Source organism: Kluyvera genomosp. 1 (assembly GCF_001266615.1).
Classification (GTDB): Bacteria; Pseudomonadota; Gammaproteobacteria; order Enterobacterales; family Enterobacteriaceae; genus Kluyvera; species Kluyvera cryocrescens_A.
Window position 1 is genome coordinate 1 of sequence record NZ_LGHZ01000027.1, and the last position, 22,153, is coordinate 22,153.

Annotated in this window: 23 protein-coding genes; 10 read left to right on the forward strand and 13 right to left on the reverse strand. The window is 52.3% G+C overall.

The genetic code is table 11. The features are described from left to right. The first annotated feature begins 314 nt into the window (after positions 1-314). The 5 genes from KP80_RS15120 to luxS all read left to right on the forward strand — a co-directional run bounded on the left by KP80_RS15120 (position 315) and on the right by luxS (position 4,142). Positions 315-629 carry a BON domain-containing protein gene (locus KP80_RS15120; RefSeq protein ID WP_052284480.1) on the forward strand — a complete coding sequence of 105 codons (315 nt, stop codon included), beginning with the start codon at positions 315-317 and terminating at the stop codon, positions 627-629. 122 nt (positions 630-751) lie between these two features. Further along, on the forward strand, positions 752-1,318 hold the full coding sequence (gene yqaB, locus KP80_RS15125) for a fructose-1-phosphate/6-phosphogluconate phosphatase (protein WP_052284481.1): 567 nt from the start codon (positions 752-754) through the stop codon (positions 1,316-1,318). Further along, the gene (locus KP80_RS15130) at positions 1,315-1,743 is read left to right on the forward strand and encodes a YqaA family protein (RefSeq protein ID WP_052284482.1); all 429 of its coding nucleotides are present in this window, start codon (positions 1,315-1,317) and stop codon (positions 1,741-1,743) included. Before yqaB ends, KP80_RS15130 begins: the two co-directional genes overlap by 4 nt. Before the next feature lie 81 nt (positions 1,744-1,824). Beyond that, positions 1,825-3,369 (forward strand): glutamate--cysteine ligase, encoded by a 1,545-nt coding sequence (gene gshA / locus KP80_RS15135; protein WP_052284483.1) that lies wholly within the window; start codon positions 1,825-1,827, stop codon positions 3,367-3,369. Between the two features lie 257 nt (positions 3,370-3,626). Beyond that, positions 3,627-4,142 carry an S-ribosylhomocysteine lyase gene (gene luxS / locus KP80_RS15140; RefSeq protein ID WP_052284484.1) on the forward strand — a complete coding sequence of 172 codons (516 nt, stop codon included), beginning with the start codon at positions 3,627-3,629 and terminating at the stop codon, positions 4,140-4,142. Between the two features lie 176 nt (positions 4,143-4,318). Here the strand turns inward: luxS and emrB are convergent, their stop codons facing one another. The 8 genes from emrB to KP80_RS15180 all read right to left on the reverse strand — a co-directional run bounded on the left by emrB (position 4,319) and on the right by KP80_RS15180 (position 13,312). Further along, a complete protein-coding gene (emrB, locus tag KP80_RS15145) occupies positions 4,319-5,857 on the reverse strand; it encodes a multidrug efflux MFS transporter permease subunit EmrB (protein WP_052284485.1) in 1,539 nt (512 codons plus the stop codon). A 16-nt stretch (positions 5,858-5,873) separates the two neighbouring features. Further along, complete coding sequence (gene emrA, locus KP80_RS15150; protein ID WP_052284486.1) at positions 5,874-7,046, reverse strand: multidrug efflux MFS transporter periplasmic adaptor subunit EmrA; 1,173 nt, start codon at positions 7,044-7,046, stop codon at positions 5,874-5,876. Positions 7,047-7,158: 112 nt separating this feature from the next. Then, on the reverse strand, positions 7,159-7,689 hold the full coding sequence (mprA, locus tag KP80_RS15155) for a transcriptional repressor MprA (RefSeq protein ID WP_052284487.1): 531 nt from the start codon (positions 7,687-7,689) through the stop codon (positions 7,159-7,161). A 135-nt stretch (positions 7,690-7,824) separates the two neighbouring features. Next, positions 7,825-9,006, reverse strand: a complete 1,182-nt coding sequence (locus tag KP80_RS15160; protein ID WP_052284488.1) for an MFS transporter — start codon at positions 9,004-9,006, stop codon at positions 7,825-7,827. 147 nt (positions 9,007-9,153) lie between these two features. Then, entirely contained in the window at positions 9,154-10,149 is a 996-nt protein-coding gene (gene proX, locus KP80_RS15165) for a glycine betaine/L-proline ABC transporter substrate-binding protein ProX (RefSeq protein ID WP_052284489.1), read from the reverse strand. A gap of 65 nt (positions 10,150-10,214) precedes the next feature. Next, entirely contained in the window at positions 10,215-11,273 is a 1,059-nt protein-coding gene (proW, locus tag KP80_RS15170) for a glycine betaine/L-proline ABC transporter permease ProW (RefSeq protein WP_052284490.1), read from the reverse strand. Then, on the reverse strand, positions 11,266-12,468 hold the full coding sequence (gene proV / locus KP80_RS15175) for a glycine betaine/L-proline ABC transporter ATP-binding protein ProV (protein ID WP_052284491.1): 1,203 nt from the start codon (positions 12,466-12,468) through the stop codon (positions 11,266-11,268). The genes proW and proV overlap by 8 nt, the downstream gene beginning before the upstream one ends. Before the next feature lie 412 nt (positions 12,469-12,880). Continuing rightward, complete coding sequence (locus tag KP80_RS15180) at positions 12,881-13,312, reverse strand: carboxymuconolactone decarboxylase family protein (protein ID WP_052284492.1); 432 nt, start codon at positions 13,310-13,312, stop codon at positions 12,881-12,883. 86 nt (positions 13,313-13,398) lie between these two features. On the opposite strand from KP80_RS15180, the gene KP80_RS15185 reads away from it, so the two are divergent. Continuing rightward, a complete protein-coding gene (locus tag KP80_RS15185) occupies positions 13,399-14,748 on the forward strand; it encodes a PLP-dependent aminotransferase family protein (protein WP_052284493.1) in 1,350 nt (449 codons plus the stop codon). Positions 14,749-14,815: 67 nt separating this feature from the next. On the opposite strand, the gene KP80_RS15190 is transcribed toward KP80_RS15185, so the two are convergent. Continuing rightward, complete coding sequence (locus tag KP80_RS15190) at positions 14,816-15,142, reverse strand: DUF883 family protein (protein WP_052284494.1); 327 nt, start codon at positions 15,140-15,142, stop codon at positions 14,816-14,818. A 150-nt stretch (positions 15,143-15,292) separates the two neighbouring features. Between KP80_RS15190 and KP80_RS15195 the strand changes: the two genes are divergently transcribed. Continuing rightward, positions 15,293-15,637 carry a DUF2002 family protein gene (locus KP80_RS15195; RefSeq protein ID WP_052284495.1) on the forward strand — a complete coding sequence of 115 codons (345 nt, stop codon included), beginning with the start codon at positions 15,293-15,295 and terminating at the stop codon, positions 15,635-15,637. 39 nt (positions 15,638-15,676) lie between these two features. Here the strand turns inward: KP80_RS15195 and KP80_RS15200 are convergent, their stop codons facing one another. From KP80_RS15200 to KP80_RS15215, 4 genes are all read right to left on the reverse strand, one after another. Continuing rightward, positions 15,677-16,126 carry an L-alanine exporter AlaE gene (locus tag KP80_RS15200; protein ID WP_052284496.1) on the reverse strand — a complete coding sequence of 150 codons (450 nt, stop codon included), beginning with the start codon at positions 16,124-16,126 and terminating at the stop codon, positions 15,677-15,679. Positions 16,127-16,602: 476 nt separating this feature from the next. Then, positions 16,603-16,782: a hypothetical protein gene (locus KP80_RS15205; RefSeq protein WP_052284497.1), complete on the reverse strand. Its 180-nt coding sequence runs from the start codon at positions 16,780-16,782 to the stop codon at positions 16,603-16,605. 68 nt (positions 16,783-16,850) lie between these two features. Continuing rightward, on the reverse strand, positions 16,851-17,372 hold the full coding sequence (locus tag KP80_RS15210; protein WP_052284498.1) for a rhodanese family protein: 522 nt from the start codon (positions 17,370-17,372) through the stop codon (positions 16,851-16,853). A gap of 11 nt (positions 17,373-17,383) precedes the next feature. Continuing rightward, positions 17,384-17,683 carry an ArsR/SmtB family transcription factor gene (locus KP80_RS15215; RefSeq protein ID WP_052284499.1) on the reverse strand — a complete coding sequence of 100 codons (300 nt, stop codon included), beginning with the start codon at positions 17,681-17,683 and terminating at the stop codon, positions 17,384-17,386. 625 nt (positions 17,684-18,308) lie between these two features. Here KP80_RS15215 and KP80_RS15220 point away from each other — a divergent pair. From KP80_RS15220 to KP80_RS15230, 3 genes are all read left to right on the forward strand, one after another. After that, positions 18,309-18,890: a fimbrial protein gene (locus KP80_RS15220; RefSeq protein ID WP_052284500.1), complete on the forward strand. Its 582-nt coding sequence runs from the start codon at positions 18,309-18,311 to the stop codon at positions 18,888-18,890. 66 nt (positions 18,891-18,956) lie between these two features. Further along, complete coding sequence (locus KP80_RS15225; RefSeq protein WP_052284501.1) at positions 18,957-19,622, forward strand: molecular chaperone; 666 nt, start codon at positions 18,957-18,959, stop codon at positions 19,620-19,622. A gap of 13 nt (positions 19,623-19,635) precedes the next feature. Continuing rightward, a complete protein-coding gene (locus tag KP80_RS15230; RefSeq protein ID WP_052284502.1) occupies positions 19,636-22,152 on the forward strand; it encodes a fimbria/pilus outer membrane usher protein in 2,517 nt (838 codons plus the stop codon). The last annotated feature ends 1 nt before the right edge of the window (position 22,153 follow it).

Genomic DNA, 22,153 nt, shown 5'->3' on the forward strand with positions numbered 1-22,153 from the left:
CTGGATGCACCATCTTCTCCTGAATGAATCCCCCCATTGTTTCTGAATTCCTGAATATCCCTTGCTTCACATCTCATTTTTTTCTGAACTTAAAAATCACACTTTTCTCATTGGCAACCTATTCTTTCCTCTATAATTTATCGCTGGATACTCGTCATACTTCGAGTTGCATGTGCGTTGGCTGCGCTCGCTCACCCGGATCACTTACCTGGTAAGCTTATCGGGATTTCCTCACTTGCCGCCTTCTCGCAACTCGAATTATTTAGAGTTTATACGCCCATATTTTGGCGACATTACTGCAAGGAGAGAAATCCATGAAATGGTTCAAAGCAATGGCGGCGTTTTGCGCAGCGCTTTTGGTAGCAATCTCGCTGTCCGGCTGTGCGGGTTCGTCAACCAAGGAAAGTACCGGCGGCTACATTGACGACACGGTCATCACCACCAAAGTGAAAACCGCGCTGTTTGGCGACAAAAACATTAAATCCAGCGAAATTAACGTGCAGACTTTCAAAGGCCGCGTGCAGCTGAGTGGTTTTGTGTCATCATCGGCCGACGCACAGCGTGCAGTTGAGCTGACGCGCCAGGTTCAGGGCGTGCGAGTCGTTGAAAATGACATGAAAATTAAATGATTGTCGACATAATATAAATACAAAGGCGCCCGACGGCGCCTTTGTTGTCTCTACGGCTGTCAGCGACAATGCGCCCCTTTTGCGATAAAGTAACAAGACATTATCCGATGGGTGAGAAGACGATGTACGAGCGCTACGCTGGATTGATTTTTGATATGGATGGCACCATCCTTGATACCGAACCGACGCATCGTAAGGCATGGAAAGAAGTGCTGGGTCGCTACGGTATGCGTTTTGATGAGCAGGCGATGGTGGCGCTTAATGGCTCCCCGACCTGGCGTATTGCGCAGGCTATTATTGAAAGCCATGAGGCAGACCTGGATCCTCATCTTCTCGCGCGTGAAAAAACGCAGGCCGTTAAAGAGATGCTGTTGGATTCCGTCACGCCTTTACCGCTGATTGAGGTGGTGAAAGCCTGGCATGGTCGCCGCCCGATGTCGGTAGGGACCGGGAGTGAAAGCGCGATTGCTGAGGCTCTGCTGGCCCATTTAGGGCTACGTCATTACTTTGCGGCCGTTGTTGCCGCCGATCACGTCAAATTGCATAAGCCTGCGCCGGATACCTTTTTGCTGTGTGCCGAACGTATGGGCGTGGCACCAGAACGCTGCGTGGTGTTTGAAGATGCTGATTTTGGCCTTCAGGCCGCCGCTGCGGCGGGGATGGATGCCGTTGACGTGCGTCTGCTGTGAATGAACTTCTGGCACTGGGGTCGCTGTTTGCAAGCAGCTTCCTCAGTGCGACGCTGCTGCCTGGGAACTCTGAAGCGGTATTGGTTGCGTTGTTGCTTTCTGGAGCCAGCAAACCTTGGCTTTTAGTAGCAATAGCAACAATGGGTAATAGCCTTGGCGGGGCAACTAACGTTATTCTTGGTCGTTTTTTTCCATTACGCAAAACATCGCGTTGGCAGGAAAAGGCAGTGGGTTGGCTACGTCGCTACGGCGCGGCTACGTTACTGCTGAGCTGGATGCCAGTGATTGGCGATTTGCTGTGCCTGTTGGCAGGGTGGATGCGAATTTCCTGGGGACCGGTACTCTTTTTTTTATGCCTGGGTAAAGCGCTGCGCTACATCGTAGTGGCGGCGCTGACGCTCCAGGGCATGACGTGGTGGCACTAATTGGATGGTTGGTGGACGAGTCCCCATCTCCACGATGACAATTATGCTTAATAAAATGAATTCGACAGGCGGGAGGTCAATTTGATCCCGGACGTATCACAGGCGCTGTCCTGGCTGGAAAAACATCCTCAGGCTCTTAAAGGGATCCAGCGCGGTCTTGAGCGTGAAACTCTTCGTGTTAATGCAGATGGTTCATTGGCAACAACCGGTCATCCGGAGGCGCTAGGCTCCACGCTGACCCACAAATGGATAACCACCGACTTCGCAGAAGCGCTGTTGGAGTTCATTACGCCGGTTGATGGCGACATTGACCACATGCTGACGCTGCTGCGCGATGTACATCGCTATACCGCTCGTCAGCTTGGCGATGAGCGTATGTGGCCGTTGAGCATGCCGTGCTATATCGCACCGGGGCAGGATATCGAACTGGCGCAGTATGGCACCTCTAACGTTGGGCGTTTGAAAACGCTGTACCGTGAAGGGCTTAAAAACCGCTACGGTGCGCTGATGCAGACGATTTCCGGCGTCCACTACAACTTCTCACTGCCGATGGCATTCTGGCAGGCGAAGTGTGGCGTTCACGATAAAGAGGCGATTTCTGCGGGCTATTTCCGTTTGATTCGTAACTACTATCGCTTTGGCTGGGTGATTCCGTACCTGTTCGGTGCCTCTCCGGCCATTTGCTCCTCATTCCTGCAGGGCAAACCGACGACGCTGCCGTTTGAGAAAACCGACTGCGGTATGTACTACCTGCCTTACGCAACCTCGCTGCGCCTAAGCGACCTGGGTTATACCAATAAGTCGCAAAGCAATCTCGGAATTACGTTTAACGAATTGCACGAGTATGTGGCAGGATTGAAGCGGGCCATTAAAACGCCGTCGGAAGAGTATGCGCGCATTGGTCTTGAGAAAGACGGCAAGCACCTGCAGATTAACAGCAACATTCTGCAAATTGAGAATGAGCTGTACGCGCCGATTCGTCCAAAACGCGTGACCCGAGACGGTGAAACACCATCTGACGCGCTGCTGCGCGGCGGTATCGAGTACATCGAAGTGCGTTCGCTTGATATCAACCCGTTCTCGCCAATTGGCGTTGACGAGCAGCAGATCCGTTTCCTCGACCTGTTTATGGTGTGGTGCGTACTGGCCGATGCGCCGGAAATGAGCAGCGATGAGCTGCTGTGTACCCGTACTAACTGGAATCGCGTGATTCTGGAAGGGCGTAAGCCGGGTCTGACGTTGGGTATTGGCTGCGAAACCGCGCAGTTCCCGCTGACTAAAGTCGGTAAAGATCTGTTCCATGACCTCAAGCGCGTCGCTCAGACGCTGGACGGCATGAACGGTGGCACCGAGTATCAAAAAGTCTGCGATGAACTGGTAGCCTGTTTTGATAATCCAGAATTAACCTTCTCCGCTCGCATTCTGCGTTCTATGCTTGAGAGTGGGATTGGTGGAACCGGTAAAGCGCTGGCGGAACAGTATCGCACAATGCTGCGTGAAGAACCGTTAGAGGTGCTGAGCGAAGAGGATTTCGCGAAGGAACGCGATGCGTCCAGAGAACGTCAGCGTCAAATTGAAGAAGCGGATAGCGAATCGTTTGAAGCTTTGCTGGCGAGACACGCTTGATCCAAAAGAAAAAGGCCACATCACTGTGGCCAAAATATACATCTCTGAATCAGGGATGATGATAACAAATGCGCGTCTTTCATATACTCAGACTGGCATTGGAACAAAGAGTTCAGTTTATTTTAAAAAAAATCACATTATCCTGAAGCAGAACGAGTGGTAATGCATAAAGTTGATTCTATTCAATGGGTTATTTTTTACCCGATAGAATAAAGTGCAGTGCTCGGGAGCATGAAGGTGATATCGGAGGTTACGAAATGCCGTTGTTAGATAGCTTCACAGTCGATCATACCCGTATGGAAGCCCCAGCCGTTCGCGTGGCGAAGAAGATGAATACCCCGCACGGCGACGCAATCACGGTTTTTGACCTGCGTTTTTGCGTACCAAACCAGGAAGTGATGCCGGAAAAAGGTATCCACACTCTGGAGCACCTCTTTGCGGGCTTCATGCGTGACCATCTGAACGGTAACGGCGTTGAAATTATCGATATCTCGCCGATGGGTTGCCGTACCGGCTTCTACATGAGCCTGATTGGTACGCCGGAAGAGCAGCGCGTTGCGGATGCCTGGAAAGCGGCGATGGCCGATGTTCTGAAAGTGAAGGATCAAAATCAGATCCCTGAGCTGAACGTCTACCAGTGCGGCACCTACCAGATGCACTCTCTGAGCGAAGCGCAGGATATCGCGCGTCACATCATTGACCGCGGTGTACGCATTAACAGCAATGATGAACTGGCACTGCCAAAAGAGACGCTGCAGGAACTGCACATCTAGTTTCTCAGACAGAAACAAACAAAAACCCCGGGGCTTGCTCCGGGGTTTTTGTTTGTAGGTAATGCGCGCGGATAAACGCAAGGGCGGTCATTGATTGCCGATGGGGAGTCGGGGCTCAGCCATAGTGTTTTGCTGATAGGCATAAAAAAGCCAGCTCATCTGAGCTGGCTTTTTCTTTAGTGAGCGCCTCCGCCTCCGCCGCCTGCACCGAACGGCGGTTTGGCAAACCACACCAGTCCCAGCAGCACCAGGAAGATCCCCGCCGAAATCCAGAAGATTTCGTTGGCCGAGATAATGAGCCCCTGGTTGGTGATCTGTTGGGCTATCCAGCCGGAGGCCTGCTGCTGCGTCATCCCCATGCTTTGCAGCTGATCGTACATCTGCTGGGCATTGGGGTTAAACGGCGTCACCGACTCGGTGAGCTGCGCGTGGTGCATTGCTTCACGGTTGGTCCACAGGGTCGTCGTTATCGATGTCCCGATAGACCCCGCCAGCGTGCGCGTAAAGTTCGACAAACTCGATGCCGCCGCCAAACGCTCAGGCGGTAGCCCGGAGAGCGTGATGGTGGTGAGCGGCATGAAGAAGCATGCCACGGCGAAGCCCTGAATAAACTGCGGCCACGCCGACGCCCCGAAGTCCATTCCCGGCTCGAAGGTATAGGCACGCCAGTAGAAGCAGACGGCGTACATGATAAAGCTGAACGTGACCAGACGGCGCATATCCAGCTTATGGGCAAAGCGCCCAATAATCGGCGACAGAAGTACCGGTATCACCCCAACTGGCGCTGACGCCAGGCCTGCCCACGTTGCGGTATAGCCGTAAACCTCCTGCAATAGCTGCGGCAAGAGAACTATTGCGCCGAAGTAGAGCATGTAGGCCAAACTGATACACAAACAGCCGATGGTAAAGTTTCGCGACTTAAACAACGAGAGATCGACTATCGGGTTGTCGTCCGTCAGCTCCCAGACGATCAGGAAGCTCAGCGATATCACCGCCACAATAGTGAGCACGATGATCTCGGTGGAGTTAAACCAGTCGAGCTCTTTACCCTGGTCGAGCATCACCTGCAGGCTACCAATACCCAGTACCAGCAGTGCCAGACCAATACCGTCGATACGGCGCTGTTCGGTTCGCGTTTCGCGTCCACGCAGGCTCTGCAGGCTTAATAACACCACCAGGGCACCGATAGGCACGTTGATGAAGAAGATCCAGCCCCAGTGATAGTTATCGCTAATATAACCACCGAGGATTGGCCCGCAAATTGGTGCGACGATAACCGTCATCGACCACAGCGCTAGCGCGATAGAACGCTTAGCCGGCGGATAGTTGCTAAGCAGCAGACTCTGCGACAGCGGAATTAGCGGCCCGGCGACAATCCCCTGGATCACGCGGAAGAAGATAAGCATGCTCAGGCTGGTGGACATCCCACATGCCCACGAAGCAATCACGAAGGCAACAGTTGACCACAGGAACAGCTTAACCTCACCGACGCGCTTTGCCAGCCAGCCGGTAATGGGGATCGAGATGGCGTTAGCCACCCCGAATGAGGTAATAACCCATGTCCCCTGGCTCAATGATGAGCCAAGGTTCCCGGCAATCGTGGGAATAGCCACGTTGGCGATGGTGGAGTCCAGCACCTGCATGAATGTCGCAAGCGACAGCGCAATGGTCATAATGACCAGCTGCGCGCCTTCTAGCGGTTTTTGCGGTTGCATTACGCGCACCCCAGCATTAGTTGGCGTTGGCCTGGACGATATCGTTGATCAGCTTGTTGACCGGATCGAGGCTGATTTCACGCGCGTTGCTTTCGTAAACCGGGCTGGTACGGATCTCATTCGCCAGCATTTGCCCGTCGCGGTTAGAGGTATCGACCTTAACCAGCGTAGACAGGCCAATACGCAGCGGATGTTTCGCCAGCTGGTCAGCATCCAGTTCAACACGCACCGGCAAGCGCTGGACGACTTTGATCCAGTTACCGGTAGCGTTCTGTGCTGGCAGCAGGGAGAAGGCGCTACCGGTACCCATATCCAGACCAACCACTTTGCCGGTGTACTTCACATCATCGCCGTAAATATCACTGATGACGGTAACCGGCTGGCCAATGCGCATATGCGCAAGCTGGGTTTCTTTAAAGTTAGCATCGACCCACAGGTTACTTGCTGGCACGACGGCCATCAGCGGAGTAGTTGGGCTAATCTGCGCGCCCGGCTGTACGGAACGACGGGAAACGTAGCCGCTCATCGGGCTGACGATTTTGGTACGTTGCAGTGCAAGCCATGCGTTACGCACATCGGTCGCTGCCTGGCGAACGGTAGGCTGTTCTTCCAGGGTGGTGCCGAGGATCATCGCCTGGTTCGCGTTGTACTGCTGAACGGCGACGTTCAGGGCTGCCTGAGCGCTGGTCACGGCATCTCTGGCGTGCTGCAGCTCTTCGCGGCCAATCAGGTTTGCGCTGCCTAGCGGAATACGACGGTTAAGGTCGGTTTGCGCCTGCGACAGGGTGGTTTTACGAATTTCGATATTGGCCTGCAGCTGCTTGTTGTTGATCATCAGCTGACGCATCTGACGTACGCTGGAGGCCAGCGTGGTCTGTGCTTTTTCAAAGGCCTGCTGCGCATCGGTCTGGTCAAGCGTCACCAACACATCGCCTTCTTTGATGTAGTCGGTGTTATCTGCCCAGACTTTGGTAACGCTACCGGATACCTGCGACATGATTTGAACCTGGTTACCCGCCACGTATGCGTCATCGGTTTCCTCAAAATGACGCAAGACTAAGAACCAGTAACTGCCATAGATAATGCCAATAATAACAAAGAGCAAGGTCAACAAGATGAGGATGCGATTACGCTTGCCTTTCTTGTTGGCGGGTTGCTGCGGGGCTTGAGTCTCCGCATTTGCGCTCATGTGATTCTCCACATTCTTATTATTTATACCGGCTTAAGCCGACTTGTTTACCGTAAAAGGCCAGCAGGGATTATCTGCTGGCCTGTTTGTTTTCTTTTCTATCGCGGTGGTATCAACGCAGGGCGTCAAGCACTGTGCCATCCTCTTCCATCTGATCCAGACGGGTGAGAAGTTTGCGGGTGATATGTTCAAGCTGGTCTTTCTCAGCATGGCTTAATGATGACCAAAGCTGATGCAGACAGTTATGCTGCGGCGGCAGAACCTCGTTCAGGAACTCGCGACCTTTGTCGGTGAGCTGCAGATGCAGGCAGCGGCGATCGTTGTCGCTTTCACGACGTTCAATCCAGCCACGCTTTTCCAGCTCATCGGCAATGCGGGTGGCATTGGTGCGCGATGATCCCAGCGCGCAGCTGAGTTCGGAAGGCTGAATGCTGTGGTTTTCTTGAGACTCCAGCGTGATTAGCGCCATAAATAACGTCTCGTTAATCCCCTGAGCCTTCAGCATCTTATTGCGATTATCCAGCAGTTTGCCCTGCATGTGCATGCAAAGACGAGTCAGCAGAATTTCCTGGAATGGGAACTCTTCGCTGCGGCTGGCGCGGAATTTCAGCATTTGTTCAATGGGCGTAAACGAACTATCCATCTGGGCATTACCTCATTAGTTACAGTCGATATAGTAACGAGAGTGACAAATAAAGTAAATGAATTAATTGCCGTAATTTATGTAGTTAATCTATGACATACGCACGCCGGGTACGTATACCCGGCATTTGCTACGTTATTCAGCTTCCTGACGATGATAACCCCACCACCACACGAGCAAATTGGCGACGGCTATCAGGCTACCCGCCAGGCAAACGCCCAGCCAGCCTGCATGCTGCCATGCAGAGGCGGAGAGCAGCGAACCGGCAGCACCACCGATAAAATAGCTGGTCATATAGCCCGCCGTCAGGCGGTTACGCGCATCCGGCTGTACCCGGTAGATTACCGTCTGGTTGGTGATATGTACGCCCTGTACCATTAAATCGAGCACCAGAATGCCGACAATCAACGCCAGTGCTGAGGTATGCCCAAACCAGATGGCCACCCATGACAGCAGTAAAAGCACCAGGCCCCAGGTGGTGGTCAGGTGTGCTTTGCCCTTATCCGCCAGCCCACCGACCGACCTCGCGCCGAGTGCTCCAGCCGCACCCGCCAGACCGAATAATCCGATGGTGGCCTCTGAATAGTTGAACGGCGCGCCGGACAGCAGAAATGCCATTGATGTCCACAAAATGCTGAAGTTGGCAAAGGTCAGACAGCCCAGTAGCGCGCGGGTGCGCAGCAGTTTATCGCGGGCGAAGAGGCTGAAAATCGATCCTAACAGCTGCCCGTAGTTGAGGTGGTTCTGCTGCTTGAGCGTCGGCAGACCGCGCCATAGGGCAAGTGCCAGCAGTACCATTAGCACGGTGGCAACCCAGTAAACGGTACGCCAGCCCCCCAGGCTTGCTAAAAGCCCGGCGACGGTACGCGCCAACAAGATACCCAGCAGCAGTCCGCTCATCACCGTACCGACCACCTTGCCGCGTTTTTCGGGCGCGGCGAGGGTGGCGGCCAGCGGGACCAGCAGCTGGGCGACGACGGAAAACAGGCCGGTGAGGGCAGTGCCAAGAATCATCATCGCCAGAGAATGGCTGTTGGCGGTAATTAGCATCCCTCCCGCGGCCAGCAGCGTCATGGTGACGATAAGCCGACGTCGTTCAAACATATCCCCTAACGGCACCAGGAACAGCAAGCCAACCGCGTAACCCAACTGGGCGGCGGTGACGATAAATCCGGCCTGGCTGGCGCTGAGCGAAAAGTTGCGGGCAATGGTCTCCAGCAGCGGCTGAGCGTAGTAGTTACTGGCGACCGCCAGACCCGTGGCGATAGACATTAGCGCAATAAGCGCGGGGCTAAGCCCATGCGAAGGTTTAGTCATTGTTTAAGAGAGTATTGGTGAGAATGTTAGCAATCATAACGAATGGCGGCGGGGAGGGGGAAAATGTCGCGTAGCGGAATGTGCCATTGCGATTGTGGGGAAACTCCCGGCGCCATGGGCGGCGACGGGAGGGGTCGAACCAGGTCGTTACTTCTGTGCAGCCAGCGCTTCTTTGATCCAACCGTCAAAGACCTGCTGGTGGGCTTTCACCCAGCCATCAACCTGGCCCTGAACGTCGGCTTCGGATGATTTACCGTCGTGCATCATGGCGTTCTGTGCGTTGATATCGGACAGTGGCAGCTTCATGATGGCAAACAGCTTGGCCGCTGCCGGGTTTTTCTCCGCCCACGCTTTGTTGGCGACAATATGCATGGTGCTGACCGGGAAGCCGTAGTTAGCGCCGTTAGACAGTTTGGTATCGATATTTTTCTGCACGCCCGGCAGGGAGGAGAACGGAACCTGCAGCCATACGACGTCTTTACCTGGCTTCAACACGTCGCTCACCCAGTATGGCGTCCAGGTGTAATAGATAATCGGTTTACCTTCTTTGAAACGGGTGATGGTGTCGGCCATCATCGCCGCATAGTTCCCCTGGTTATGCTCGACCGTTTTGGTCAGGTCATAGGCATCCAACTGGTGGTTAATGACCGCCTCGCAGCCCCAACCAGGGTTGCAGCCCGTCAGGTCGGCTTTGCCGTTGCCGTTGGTGTCGAACAATTTGGCAATCTTCGGATCTTTGAACTGTTCAATATTGGTGATGTGGTACTGGTCGGCGGTTTTTTTGTCGATCAGGTAACCCTGAGCGGCGCCGTTAATCAGCGTCCCTTCACGGTAGAATTTCTTGTCGCCGCCAGCGGCTTCATACATATCGTCATGCAGCGGGATCCAGTTCACGGCGGTGAAGGTCGCATCACCGGCGGCGATGGAGGTATAACCGACGTTGTAATCCACTTCATTTGGCTTATCGACGGTGTAGCCGAGTTTTTCCAGCGCGCGGCTGACCAATAGCGTCTGGAAGGTCTCTTCTGACAGCGTGCTCTGTACTGGCTGTACGGTAATGCCTTTCCCCGGCAGGTCGGCGGCAAAAGCGCTGGTGGAAACCAAAGTCGTGAAAGCGGTAGCAAAAACCAATGAGTGTCGCATCGTTGTTCCTTTAATAGTGATTGTTGCGGAGCATTGGCCCGGCGTGCGCCGGGCCAATACGATGGTTACTTAGTGAAGGGGCGCAGAACCAGGCCCAGAGGACCGGTATGGAACCAGCGGCGGTTGCCACGGCTGCGGGAATCACGGCCAACGGCTTGGGTTAAGCGGTCCAGGATGATGGCGAGGATAACAATCCCCACGCCACCCACGGTGGCAAGGCCCATATCCAGACGGCCGATACCGCGCAGTACCATCTGACCGAGACCGCCGACGGCAATCATCGAGGCGATAACCACCATCGACAGCGCCAGCATCAGCGTCTGGTTGACGCCAGCCATAATGGTTGGCATCGCCAGCGGCAGCTGGACTTTGAACAGCATCTGACGCGGACTGGCACCGAAGGAGCGCGAGGCTTCAATCAGATCCGCCGGCACCTGGTTAATCCCCAGAATGGTCAGACGCACAATCGGCGGCAGGGCGAAGATAATGGTCACCACGACGCCAGGGACGTTACCGATACCGAACAGCATGACGATAGGCACCAGGTAAACAAACGCAGGTGTTGTCTGCATAGCATCGAGAAGCGGACGAATGATTTTCGCCGCCCGTGGGCTGCGTGCCAGCCAGATCCCCAGCGGTAGACCGATGACGACGCAAAACAGTAGTGCAGTCAGCACCAGTGCCAGGGTTATCATCGCCTGTGACCATGCGCCAATCGCACCGATGGCAATCAGTGAAATCAAGGTCGCCACGCCCATCCCCAGACCGGAGATTTGCCAGGCAATCAGGGCAAACACCACGATGGCCACGGGAGCTGGCATTCCTAACAACAACTGCTGGAAAGCGCTGAGGATATAGTCGATGGGAACACGGATCCCCTGGAATACCGGGCGGAAATGGGTCACGACCCAGTCGATCCCATGGGTGACCCAGCTATCGAGCGGGATCAACGTTTTATGGAACGGATCCATAATATTGAAGTGTTCTGCCTGCGGTGCGGGTGCACTGTGCAGCCAGTCTGCGCTACCGCCGTCTGCGGGCGTCGGTGAGCCCCATGCGTCAGCAGAGTTTGCCGCACTGTCTGCGGCCGGTGTGGTATCCCACGGATTTGATTGATCAGCCATTGTTTGCCCCCTCGCGATCTAATGCCTGTAGCAGCATTCTTTTTGAAATAACGCCGACGTACTGCTGTTCTTCTCCAACAACCGGTACGGCGCAGGGGGCGTGGCCCACCTGAGAGAGCAATTCGCTGAGCGGAGTTTGTGCGTCAACCGCGACGGGTTCATTAATCAGCGCCGCCTCAATTCCCTGATTCGCCTTTAACGCTTCTTTCAGTGAATCAATTGACACGATGCCGACAAACTTATTACCACGTTCGATGACGTAGCCGTATTCACGGTCATCATCCTGTAATAATTTTAATGCTGAGCGGGGACCAAACCCTGGGGTTTTTCTGATAAGCGCGTCGGGATTACGACGAGCAATATCTTTGGCACTAAATACCTGGCTAATATCGACGCCGCGGAAGAAGGTGCGGACGTAATCATTGGCTGGGTTATTTAATATTTCATCCGGTGTACCGACCTGAACCACTTCGCCATTTTGCATAATGGCAATGCGGTCACCAATTCGCATCGCTTCGTCGAGATCGTGGGAAATAAAGACCACGGTGCGCTGATGTTTGGCCTGTAATTTTACCAGTTCATCCTGCATCTCAGTACGAATTAATGGGTCGAGTGCCGAGAAGGCTTCATCCATTAATAGAATGTCGGGGTTAATGGCCAGCGCACGGGCAAGACCTACGCGCTGACGCATCCCGCCGGAAAGTTCATCCGGATAAGCGTGAGCATAGTTCTCAAGGCCAACCTGGCGCAGCGCGTCCAGCGCCTTGGCCTGACGTTCTTGCGCAGGTACGCCAGCTAAGTCCATACCAAAAGCGGTATTATCGAGCACGCTCATGTGCGGCATTAACGCGAACGACTGGAAGACCATCGCAATTTTTTTGCGGCGGACATCACGAAGTTCAGCATCGGATATTTTGGCAATATCCATACCGTCAATAAGCACCTGTCCGCGGGTGGGTTCAATCAGACGATTGAGAAGGCGTACCATGGTTGATTTGCCGGAACCGGATAATCCCATGATGACAAATATCTCGCCTTCTTCAATGGCCAGACTGGCGTCTTTTACGCCAAGTGATAACCCTGTTTTATCCAGAATTTGTTCTTTATTGAAACCCTTCTCGATATATTTAAATGCTCGCTGTGGGTGCTCGCCGAATATTTTATAAAGATTTTTAACTTCTAATTTAACTGCCATGCAATATGAAATTTCCCGTTTTTTAGTTTATGTCGATATGCTACCTGATGAAAATAATGACCTGTTTATACCCTAGCATACTGAGACGATGTGACAACCCTCAATCTGTTTTCATCTGAAATATGCAAGAGGAAGATTGTGGTGGAATTTCCCATGATATAAGGGCTGAGAGCGAATTATGCCGAACGGATTTTTTTTGCAAATTTACACGCGAAATTTGGCGAGGATCTAAGAATTGCTGCAAATATTGCCTGGGAAATCAGCTGAAATTCAGGTGTGTTATTTGTATGATGATGATGGTTTTTAGGGAAATATCCGGGTGAAAAACAGGGTTGTATTTGGGTGTCAATAGATGGAGGAATTACCAGGGAATTACGCCTGTAAATAGCGATTATTTACAGGCGCCAAGAACTTACATCCGCATACCCACGGCCAGGCGGTTAAATGCGTTCATCAGGCTAATGGCAAATGTCATATCGCTTATTTGCTCGGCGCTGAAGTACGCCAGCAACGGTTGATAGACGCTGTCTTCGGCATGGGTTTCAGCTACGTGGGTCAGATCTTCCGCCCAGGTTAGCGCTGCGCGTTCTGCATCGCTGAAGTGATTGCTCACTCGCCACCCCGCCAGGGCATCCAGTTTGGCCTGTTCGACGCCGGATTTGCGCAGCGCTTTGCTGTGCATTTCAAGGCAGAATGCGCAACCATTAATCTGCGAAACGCGCAGATACAGCAGCTCAAGCAGCGTGCGTTCCAGCGAGCTTTTTTCCAGCGCGATACTGGCCTGGACTAGCCCGGCATAAACGGCTGGGCTCAGTTCACTATAGGGTTGGCGTAATGCAATCATGGTGTCACTCCTCGTTCAAGATGGGACAAAAATAGCACTATAATGGTCTTAAAAAGATAGCCATATTGAGGGTAAAAAATAAGACCATGAGCGTAAACGGTGTACCGCGTTATCAGCAAATCGCGCGTCAGCTAAAGTTGGCAATTGAGCAGGGGGAATTAACCTCCGGTAGACGTTTGCCTTCGAGCCGGGTTTACGCCCAGGAACTGGGTGTTTCCCGGGTGACGGTAGAGAACGCCTACGGTGAACTGGTGGCGCAAGGCTGGCTTGAGCGACGTGGGCAGGCGGGAACGTTTGTAAGCGATCACTTAACAGTACAGCCGATTACCGCCGCGCCGCTGGGTTTTGGCGGAGAACAGTCGCAGCCGCAGCCTTTTCAACTGGGACTGCCGGCACTGGATCTCTTTCCTCGCGGGCTATGGGCGCGGGTGATGGGGAGGAGGCTACGGACACAGACGCGTTTTGATCTTGCGCTCGGGGATGTCTGCGGCGAAAGTGCTCTACGCCAGGCCCTGGTTGAATATTTGCGTCTATCACGCAGCATCGAATGCGAAGCCGAACAGGTATTTATCACCTCCGGATATGCCCCATCAATGAGCCTAATTCTGCAAGCTCTGGGCGGGCGCGGCGAAACCATGTGGGTGGAAGACCCGGGTTTTCCGCTGATTCGACCTTTGGTGGAGCAGGAGGGCGTGACGCTCTTTCCTGTGCCGGTCGATGCAGACGGCATGAATATTGAGTGGGGAATGCAGCATGCGCCAGGGGCGCGCTTCGCGTTACTGACACCCGCTCACCAAAGCCCCACCGGCGTGGCGCTCTCTCTGCCACGGCGTCGCCAGCTTCTTGACTGGGCCGCCCACCATCAAGGGTGGATCGTTGAAGATGACTACGACAGTGAATTTCGCTATCTCGGTAAGCCGTTGCCGCCGTTAAAGAGTCTTGATGCGCCGCAGCGGGTTATTTATGCCGGTACGTTCAGTAAGTCGTTATTTCCTGCGCTGCGTACGGCATGGCTGGTGGTCCCTTTGCCGCTGGTGGCGGCGTTTCGTCGTCAGGCGCAGCGCCTGGCCTGTCCAGTGCCGCTACTGTGGCAGCAGACGCTGGCAGATTTCATGCGTGAAGGTCATTTCTGGCGTCATCTGAAGAAAATGCGCGTGCACTATGCGCAGCGTCGTCGCTGGCTGGAGGAGGCTCTGGTGGCTCAGGGGTTTAATGTTGTTCCTCAGTCAGGAGGGATCCAGCTGGTGGTGGCCGTCGAGGGCGACGACAAAGCGATGGCGCGACAGGCGAGGCGTGCCGGGCTTGCGGTACAGGCGGTGAATGATTGGCGGATGGCACATCGTGGTAATGCGGGTCTGATCATGAGCTTCACTAATATTGTGTCGCAGAAAATGGCGCAGCAGCAGGTCGCCGCACTGATTGAGGCGATAAAATAAAAGCCCCGGATTATCTGAGATAATCCGGGGCAGACGCGTTTTTATTATCGACATCATTGTGGTTATATTATCGACGGCATCCTAATAATATGCCAACAAATATCCCTACCGCCGCGGCAGCGCTCACACTTTGCCACGGTTTATCGTGAATATAGCTATCAGCAGTATCGGCAACATCACGGACGCTTTGCTGCAAGCGGCTGCGTCCATGAATGCGGGCGCGAGTTTCGCTCAGCAGAGATTTTGCCTCACGGCGAGCAGCCTCTACTTCATCCTTATTATCACTGGCCCAACTCTTGAGAATACCTTCGAGACTATCAGCTAATTGGCTGACATCATTATGAATATCCTGTGCCTCTTGGTCTGCTTCATTGCGGCTAAATGGTTTAATCATTACGGTCTCCCCAAAATTTGATAGAACCCTAAGTGTAGGTCATCCGACATAAATTGCCGCGAAATAGCTTGTTTCTGGAATTATCTGAAAGCGAGGCGAATACTGATTACGGTAAGGTGGCGATGCAGTAAAAGATGACGAGGATAAAAAATGTATTTACGACCAGATGAGGTGGCGCGCGTTCTTGAAAAAGCGGGCTTTACCATGGATGCGGTAACCACAAAAGCTTACGGCTATCGCCGTGGCGAAGATTATGTTTACGTTAACCGCGAAGCGCGAATGGGGCGCACAGCGCTTATCATTCACCCGGCACTAAAAGAGCGCAGCAATAAATATGCTGAGCCAGCTTCAGATATTAAAGCGTGCGATCACTACGAACAGTTTCCACTGTATCTGGGGGGCTCGGTTGAGCAGCATTATGGCATTCCGCACGGCTTTAGTTCGCGCATGGCGCTTGAACGCTTTTTAGATGGGTTATTTGGCGAGAACGTATAAATAAATGACTGGCAATGCCAGTCATTTATTTCACGGCAATCAGGCTTTCGCCTGGGCGTACTGTTCTACACGGAACAGACGGCGACAAAAATCGAGGAAGTAGCCGTAAACAGCACCCATCACCAATGAGATCACCGCGTTAGAACTGACTGCTGCCGCTATCTGGTGCCAGTCAGCACCGACACTCAGTAGAATCAGTACGTACACCGGGGACTGGAAGGTGACGTAAGCAATCGGATCGGCCACTCTCTTCATCCAACCCGCCGGGCTAATCCGTGCCGCTTGTCGCATAACGAAATCACGATACATACCGTATGGCCAGGCAATAATAATGTTGACTGGGATGGCAACCAGACGGGATGAAAGTGACTGCTCGAAGCTCATTCCTGAGAGAAAAATTTCAATCATCATGTTCACGACGGAACAGTAGACAACCATGGCAAAAGTGTCTGCTGCCGCATGACGCAGGCGTGACTGCGCAGAGAACATCGGTATGCTCCTCGAAAAATGAACGGTTAACACAGGATAAGTCGTGTTTAATGGCGTTTTGGTTTGCTTTATTTGACGCGTATAGGTTATCCATCTGCAATAAAACAAACAACTAGTGAAACATTTTTATTTAATGCGTTTTTGTCGATAAAATACTCTGCTGTGGATTGTTTGTCTCACGGCGCGCTATTTTTGTTTTCGATGTTTTATTAATTGTTAAATATCAATAAGTTAATCGTTGTTTCATGAAGGTTAAAAAAGACTGCGATGAGTGTGTCTTTTCGTCTGATGACGATGATGGGGTTTTTATTGTGATTTTAATCACGTTTGGCTTTTTTATCCGACCATTCGCTGGTTTTATAGAATTTAATTCCAATGTCTTTCATTTGAAATTATGCGTAATTTGTGGGTAATCATTCATTTTAGCAGGGCAGGGGAAGGGGCTTGCGGTGAGCCGAGCCCACCGCAGAGGAAAATCAGCAGACGCCGAAATCACCGTCTTCCTGATAAGGGGCGACATCGCTGTTTTTTAACGTGTACTGCTTACCTTGTTCATCGCTAGCCTGTACGGCCACAATGCTCTCTTCGTGCGCTTCAATAACCTTTAATTTTGGCCCACCCATTTTTGATTGGACCAGATCGCCAGGTGCAAACATCAAAATGCTCCTTTGTTATCTATTGCTATGAATACGCGAGAGACAAACGTGCCTCTCGCGACAAGAAGTCAGCGTCGGTTCCACGGCATCACGGCAAGGAGCCGTGCCATACCGCAAAACCCGGTGACGCCTGCGAAGGTCAATCCGGCACCGACAAACGCACTTAACAGGAAGAATGCGCTGGAGAGGCTATAGCCGAGCACGACGCCCAGTAAAATTAACACGCCTGCAGCAATCTGTACCTGGCGCATTAGAGGTAGGGGTTGAGATTTGTCTACTATGGTCGTCAGTCCCGCCTGGCGCCAGGCTTCAATACCGCCTTCGAGTATTTTTACCTGCGCTGGACCAGCTGCGGCAATCAGGCGGTTCAGGTTATTACGCGTCCGGTTGCCAGACTGACAGTGAAAAATCACTATGTCATCAACGTTTAACCGCGGTAAGTGACCTTCTTCCAGCGATGCCAGTGGGCACAGTTGGGCGGCAGCAATATGTTCTCGCGCGTACTCGTCGGCATCGCGAATATCAATAAGGTCGGCACCTTGATCAATGAGCTTGAGCGCCGCGGCCGGGGAGATGTGTTCAACGGTCATGTGTTTCTCTCTTACGGGCAGTAGAGCGTTTTTAAAGTGGCGACAATCTGCTTCACCGCGTCATTTTTAATAAAGTAGTGAATACGCTGCGCATCACGCTGACTGTCAATCAACCCCTCTTCGCGCATTCTGCTGAGATGCTGGGAGGTCGCTGATGGACTTAATCCGGTGATTTTGGCTAAATCACCGGCGCTGGTGCCCGGGGTCTCACAGAGCATACAAAGAATCAGCAGCCGGTGAGGGTTGCTCATTGCTTTTAAAAGCATCGCTGCCTGGTGGGCTTGGGCCTGCAGAAGTGGGCTGTCGTTCATTATTGACTTTACGCTTTTCTTAATTAAGCAAATTCTAAATTAAAAGGTTCGAGATGACCAGTACAAGATCGATTTGTTAATGAACATGCTGATTTATCGGATGATTATTTAGTTTTCTGCTTCATGGCTAACTATTGCTCATAAGAATATTCTTAGTTTTACTTAAAGAAAGCATTTTTTGTCATAACTTGAAATATATATTGTGCATAAGGCCGTTAAGTTCGTTGCCGAAATGCTAAGGGTGTTAAGTCGAAATCTCTATATCTGAATACAATGTTTGTTCGGTGATGATTAATGATAACATGTCATGGTTGTTGTTTATTTTTATTTAGATGGATTAAATTATTTCACTACAGCTTTACTTAATAATGCATTGCATCAGGTTTTAATAAGAATATTATTGATGTCGTATTTCTAATACACCACTTGGCATTGGCCGTTTACTTAATAGATTAATATCAAATGCTTTCTGTTTATGGAAATTAAACGGAGGGGTAACGGTTACGCATTTAATACCCTGCAAAGGAATAAAACCACATAACATGGAGGGGTTCACGGCGGGTAGGCGTGGGAATTATATTTTCGCGGGCTATCGGCATAAATGTTCGTCAATAAGAGAATGAGAATGAAAGCACAATATCGCATTATGGCATGTGTCATCACTGCGCTGGTATCCGGTGTGGCCTCAGCGGCCGTCACCACCAATCCTGGTTCATCCGCAGGGACTCAAGGCCCGGGTGGTCAGGTCAACTTTACCGGTTCTATCACCGACTCCTCCTGCAACGTTGATAGCGGCAGCACAAATCAAACCGTCGATCTCGGCAAATGGGCGAAAAGCTATTTTACCGGTGCCGGGACGGAAACAACCAAAACGGCTTTCCATATTAAAGTCAAAGATTGCCCTGACTCCGTAGCGCATGTTGCTGTTTTATTTGATGGTAAAAAAGACAGTACCAACTCAGACCTGCTCGCCGTTGATAATGCTACAGGCAGCGCTACCGGTGTGGGTATTAAGCTTTACGAAGACGATCAGAGCGAGGTGGTAAAACTAGGCAGCGTAACTAAAGCGCACAATGTCGACGCGGGCTCTAAAGGTACCGAAGGTACCGCTGACCTGACCTTCTTTGCCGACTATGCCTCTACTGGCGCAACCGTCACAACCGGTGCGGCAAATGGCGTCGCTGATTTTAATATGGTTTACAACTAATTAAATCCTGAGCAGAAGGTGACTTCTGCTCAAATTAAACGCTATTTTATAATACGGCTTATATCTATGAATCGTTTTATCGCGAGCCTTTCTCTCTTTCTCCTTTTATTATCAGCAACTGCTCATGCGGGCATTGTCATGGGAGGCACTCGCGTAATATATGAAGAGGGAAAACGTGAGGCATCTTTATCGGTGACAAATGCCGATAATGCGACTCCTTATTTGGTGCAGTCATGGGTAGAGGATTATTCTGCAACGGATAAGAGCCAGCCTCCATTTATTGTTACACCGCCTTTGTTCCGCCTTGATCCGGAACAAAAAAATATTCTGCGTATTAACTTTACCGGTGCAACGCTGCCGACGGATCGCGAATCAGTATTTTGGTTAAATGTGAAAAGTATTGCACCGACGAAAAAGGACGATGCCAATAAACTCCAGGTCAATATTAAGTCAAAATTCAAAATATTCTATCGACCTAAAAATCTTGCGGGTGATGCCGGAGAAGCATGGCAAAAGCTGACCTTCCAGACCCTCGGTTCGAGCCTGGTGGCACATAATCCAACGCCTTACTTTGTCTCATTTTTCTCTCTTTCCGTGGGGGGAGAGGAGTTGGATGAACCGGGCATGATTGCGCCGTTTAGCAATAAATCGTGGCCTGCCCATCATGGCGGCACAGTGAAGTGGCGTGCGATTAACGACTTCGGCGGTGTTACCGACTTCGCTCAACGGTAAAACGACGCTGAGTATGACTGTGAAAAAGACAACTTCAGATTTTCAGGATGACGATGCTTACTTAAGCAGCATACTCCTGGCCTGCCTGCCAACGGCGCTATTGTTCTTGTGTTATCACAATACCGCGAAGGCGGATGACTACTTTGACCCCGCCGCGGTGGAGCTTTCCGACCCACAGCAAAAAACTGCTGATTTGCACTATTTTGCCAAATCGGGTGGCCAGCAGCCCGGCAGCTACCCGGTATCGGTGTGGGTGAATAATCAGCAGATTGGGCAAGAGACGATTGAGTTCGTTGAACAAGACGGCGCGCTAAAACCGCGCTTAACATCGGCCAAACTGGCTGAGTATGGCGTGAATGTCAGCGCTTTTTCCGCTTTTAATCGACTGCATGAAGGTGAGACGTTTACCGACATTGGACGATTTATTCCCGATGCCACCAGCCAGTTTGATTTTGTGGGCCAGCGGCTCAATCTCAGCATTCCGCAGGCCGCAATGAATCTGCAAAGCCGAGGCTACGTCGATCCGGCGCGCTGGGATGACGGCATTCCGGCCGCGTTTGTTGACTACAATCTTACCGGCGCACAAACCCAGCAGGGCAACGGCAGCTATCAGTCTAACTATTTGAATTTACGCAGCGGTATTAATCTTGGCGGCTGGCGATTACGTAATATTGCCTCCATGCAGTATGACAAAACCCAGCGCTGGCGTTCGCAAAGTACCTATCTGCAGCATGACGTGCGTGCGCTAAAAAGTCAGCTGCGCATTGGCGACACCTACACCAGCGGAGATGTTTTCGATAGCGTGCAGTTTCGCGGTGCACAGCTGATGTCCGATGAGGAAATGCTGCCGGATAGTCAGCGTGGTTTTGCACCAATTATTCGCGGTATGGCTCACAGTAATGCCAAAGTCACCGTCTCCCAGCACGGTTACGTCATCTATGAGACGTTCGTTGCCCCAGGGGCATTCGCCATTAACGATCTTTATCCCACCTCGCAAAGTGGCGACCTTGAAGTGACGGTGAAAGAAAGCGATGGCTCCGAGCGCAAATTTATCCAGCCGTTTTCAGCGGTGCCATTTATGCTGCGGCAGGGGCGAATTAAGTACAGTGTTAGCGTCGGGCGTTTTTACTCAACCCAGGCTGAAACCCGCAGGCCACAGTTTATGCAGTCGACGCTTTTTTACGGCCTGCCCGGCGATGTCACGTTTTACGGCGGCGCGCAGATCGCTGAGGATTATCAATCGTGGTCCGCAGGGTTAGGGCGAGGGTTTGGCGAGCTGGGTTCGCTGGGCGTGGATTACACCCATGCTATTACCCGTACACCGTCAGAACAACGCTACAGTGGACATTCCGCGCGTGCGCAGTATCAAAAAAACTTCACCACCACCGGCACGACACTCAGTCTTGCCAGCTACCGCTATTCCTCGTTGGGTTACTACAATTTCAGCGAGGCTAATGCGCTGGAAGGGCGCTATGGCGAAACGGACAGCAAACGCAGCCGCGAAGAAGTGTCGTTTTCGCAGCCGTTGGGGGAAGTAGGGAGTTTGTCTGCTTCTGCATGGGCACAAAACTATTGGCATTCTCCGCGCCGGGACCGGACGATACATGTGGGGTTTTACAGCGCGTGGAAAGGTGTTTCCTGGGGGCTGGGCTACTACTTTACGCAATCGTCAGAGAATAACAAAACCGACCGTTCATTATCTTTCAACATCAATATTCCGCTGGGTGACATGCTGCCAAACAGTTCCGTCAGCTACAGCACGACCTCGGATAATAACGGCTACACCTCACAGCAGGTTTCTCTCTACGGTTCAGCGCTGGAGAAAAATAATCTCTACTACAGCGTTCAGCAGGGCTACGGTAGCAACGGGCAGGGCAGCAACAGCGGCGTATCGCTCGATTATCGCGGTGGTTACGGCGAAGCGCAGCTCGGTTATCAGCACGATAACACCAGCCATCAGGTGACCTGGGGGGCGTCGGGGTCGATTGTTGCTCACCCTCACGGCATTACCCTGGGGCAGTATACCGGCGACAGCTTTGCGATTGTCCGCGCGCCAGGAGCCGATAATGTGGCGATTCAAAACGGTACCGATCTGCACACCGACTGGCGTGGCTATGCCATTGTGCCAACGCTAACCGCCTTTCGGAAAAACGATATCAGTCTCGATACCGAATCGATGGCCGACGATACCGATGTTGAGCTTCAGGGACAAACTGTGATCCCCGGTGGCGGCGCCATTGTTGAAGCCAATTATCAGACTCACATTGGTAACCGCGTGCTGTTTACACTGCGCGGCGCTCACGGCCCGCTGCCGTTTGGCGCCAGCGCTCGGCTGCTGGGCGATGACGGTGCCGCGTCCGGTATTGTGGCCGATCAAGGACAGGTTTATCTCAGCGGCATTCCCGAGCAGGGGGCGATTGTGGTGCGTTGGGATGCCAGCAACACCGCGCAAACCTGTACCGTCCATTTCCATCTCCCCAGCCATCAACAGCGCAATCCGGTAAAAACGGTGAACGCGGTCTGTTTATAAA

Excerpts from the sequence above, each read along its gene's own strand:
- KP80_RS15180 (WP_052284492.1), bottom strand. The coding sequence starts at position 13,312 with ATGATTGCATTACGCCAACCCTATAGTGAACTGAGCCCAGCCGTTTAT.
- yqaB (WP_052284481.1), top strand. The coding sequence starts at position 752 with ATGTACGAGCGCTACGCTGGATTGATTTTTGATATGGATGGCACCATC.
- KP80_RS15200 (WP_052284496.1), bottom strand. The coding sequence starts at position 16,126 with ATGTTCTCTGCGCAGTCACGCCTGCGTCATGCGGCAGCAGACACTTTT.
- KP80_RS15205 (WP_052284497.1), bottom strand. The coding sequence starts at position 16,782 with ATGTTTGCACCTGGCGATCTGGTCCAATCAAAAATGGGTGGGCCAAAA.
- KP80_RS15230 (WP_052284502.1), top strand. The coding sequence starts at position 19,636 with ATGACTGTGAAAAAGACAACTTCAGATTTTCAGGATGACGATGCTTAC.
- proW (WP_052284490.1), bottom strand. The coding sequence starts at position 11,273 with ATGGCTGATCAATCAAATCCGTGGGATACCACACCGGCCGCAGACAGT.
- KP80_RS15225 (WP_052284501.1), top strand. The coding sequence starts at position 18,957 with ATGAATCGTTTTATCGCGAGCCTTTCTCTCTTTCTCCTTTTATTATCA.
- proV (WP_052284491.1), bottom strand. The coding sequence starts at position 12,468 with ATGGCAGTTAAATTAGAAGTTAAAAATCTTTATAAAATATTCGGCGAG.
- emrA (WP_052284486.1), bottom strand. The coding sequence starts at position 7,046 with ATGAGCGCAAATGCGGAGACTCAAGCCCCGCAGCAACCCGCCAACAAG.
- KP80_RS15220 (WP_052284500.1), top strand. The coding sequence starts at position 18,309 with ATGAAAGCACAATATCGCATTATGGCATGTGTCATCACTGCGCTGGTA.
- mprA (WP_052284487.1), bottom strand. The coding sequence starts at position 7,689 with ATGGATAGTTCGTTTACGCCCATTGAACAAATGCTGAAATTCCGCGCC.
- KP80_RS15215 (WP_052284499.1), bottom strand. The coding sequence starts at position 17,683 with ATGAACGACAGCCCACTTCTGCAGGCCCAAGCCCACCAGGCAGCGATG.
- KP80_RS15210 (WP_052284498.1), bottom strand. The coding sequence starts at position 17,372 with ATGACCGTTGAACACATCTCCCCGGCCGCGGCGCTCAAGCTCATTGAT.
- KP80_RS15195 (WP_052284495.1), top strand. The coding sequence starts at position 15,293 with ATGTATTTACGACCAGATGAGGTGGCGCGCGTTCTTGAAAAAGCGGGC.
- KP80_RS15190 (WP_052284494.1), bottom strand. The coding sequence starts at position 15,142 with ATGATTAAACCATTTAGCCGCAATGAAGCAGACCAAGAGGCACAGGAT.
- emrB (WP_052284485.1), bottom strand. The coding sequence starts at position 5,857 with ATGCAACCGCAAAAACCGCTAGAAGGCGCGCAGCTGGTCATTATGACC.
- KP80_RS15120 (WP_052284480.1), top strand. The coding sequence starts at position 315 with ATGAAATGGTTCAAAGCAATGGCGGCGTTTTGCGCAGCGCTTTTGGTA.
- KP80_RS15160 (WP_052284488.1), bottom strand. The coding sequence starts at position 9,006 with ATGACTAAACCTTCGCATGGGCTTAGCCCCGCGCTTATTGCGCTAATG.
- proX (WP_052284489.1), bottom strand. The coding sequence starts at position 10,149 with ATGCGACACTCATTGGTTTTTGCTACCGCTTTCACGACTTTGGTTTCC.
- luxS (WP_052284484.1), top strand. The coding sequence starts at position 3,627 with ATGCCGTTGTTAGATAGCTTCACAGTCGATCATACCCGTATGGAAGCC.
- KP80_RS15185 (WP_052284493.1), top strand. The coding sequence starts at position 13,399 with ATGAGCGTAAACGGTGTACCGCGTTATCAGCAAATCGCGCGTCAGCTA.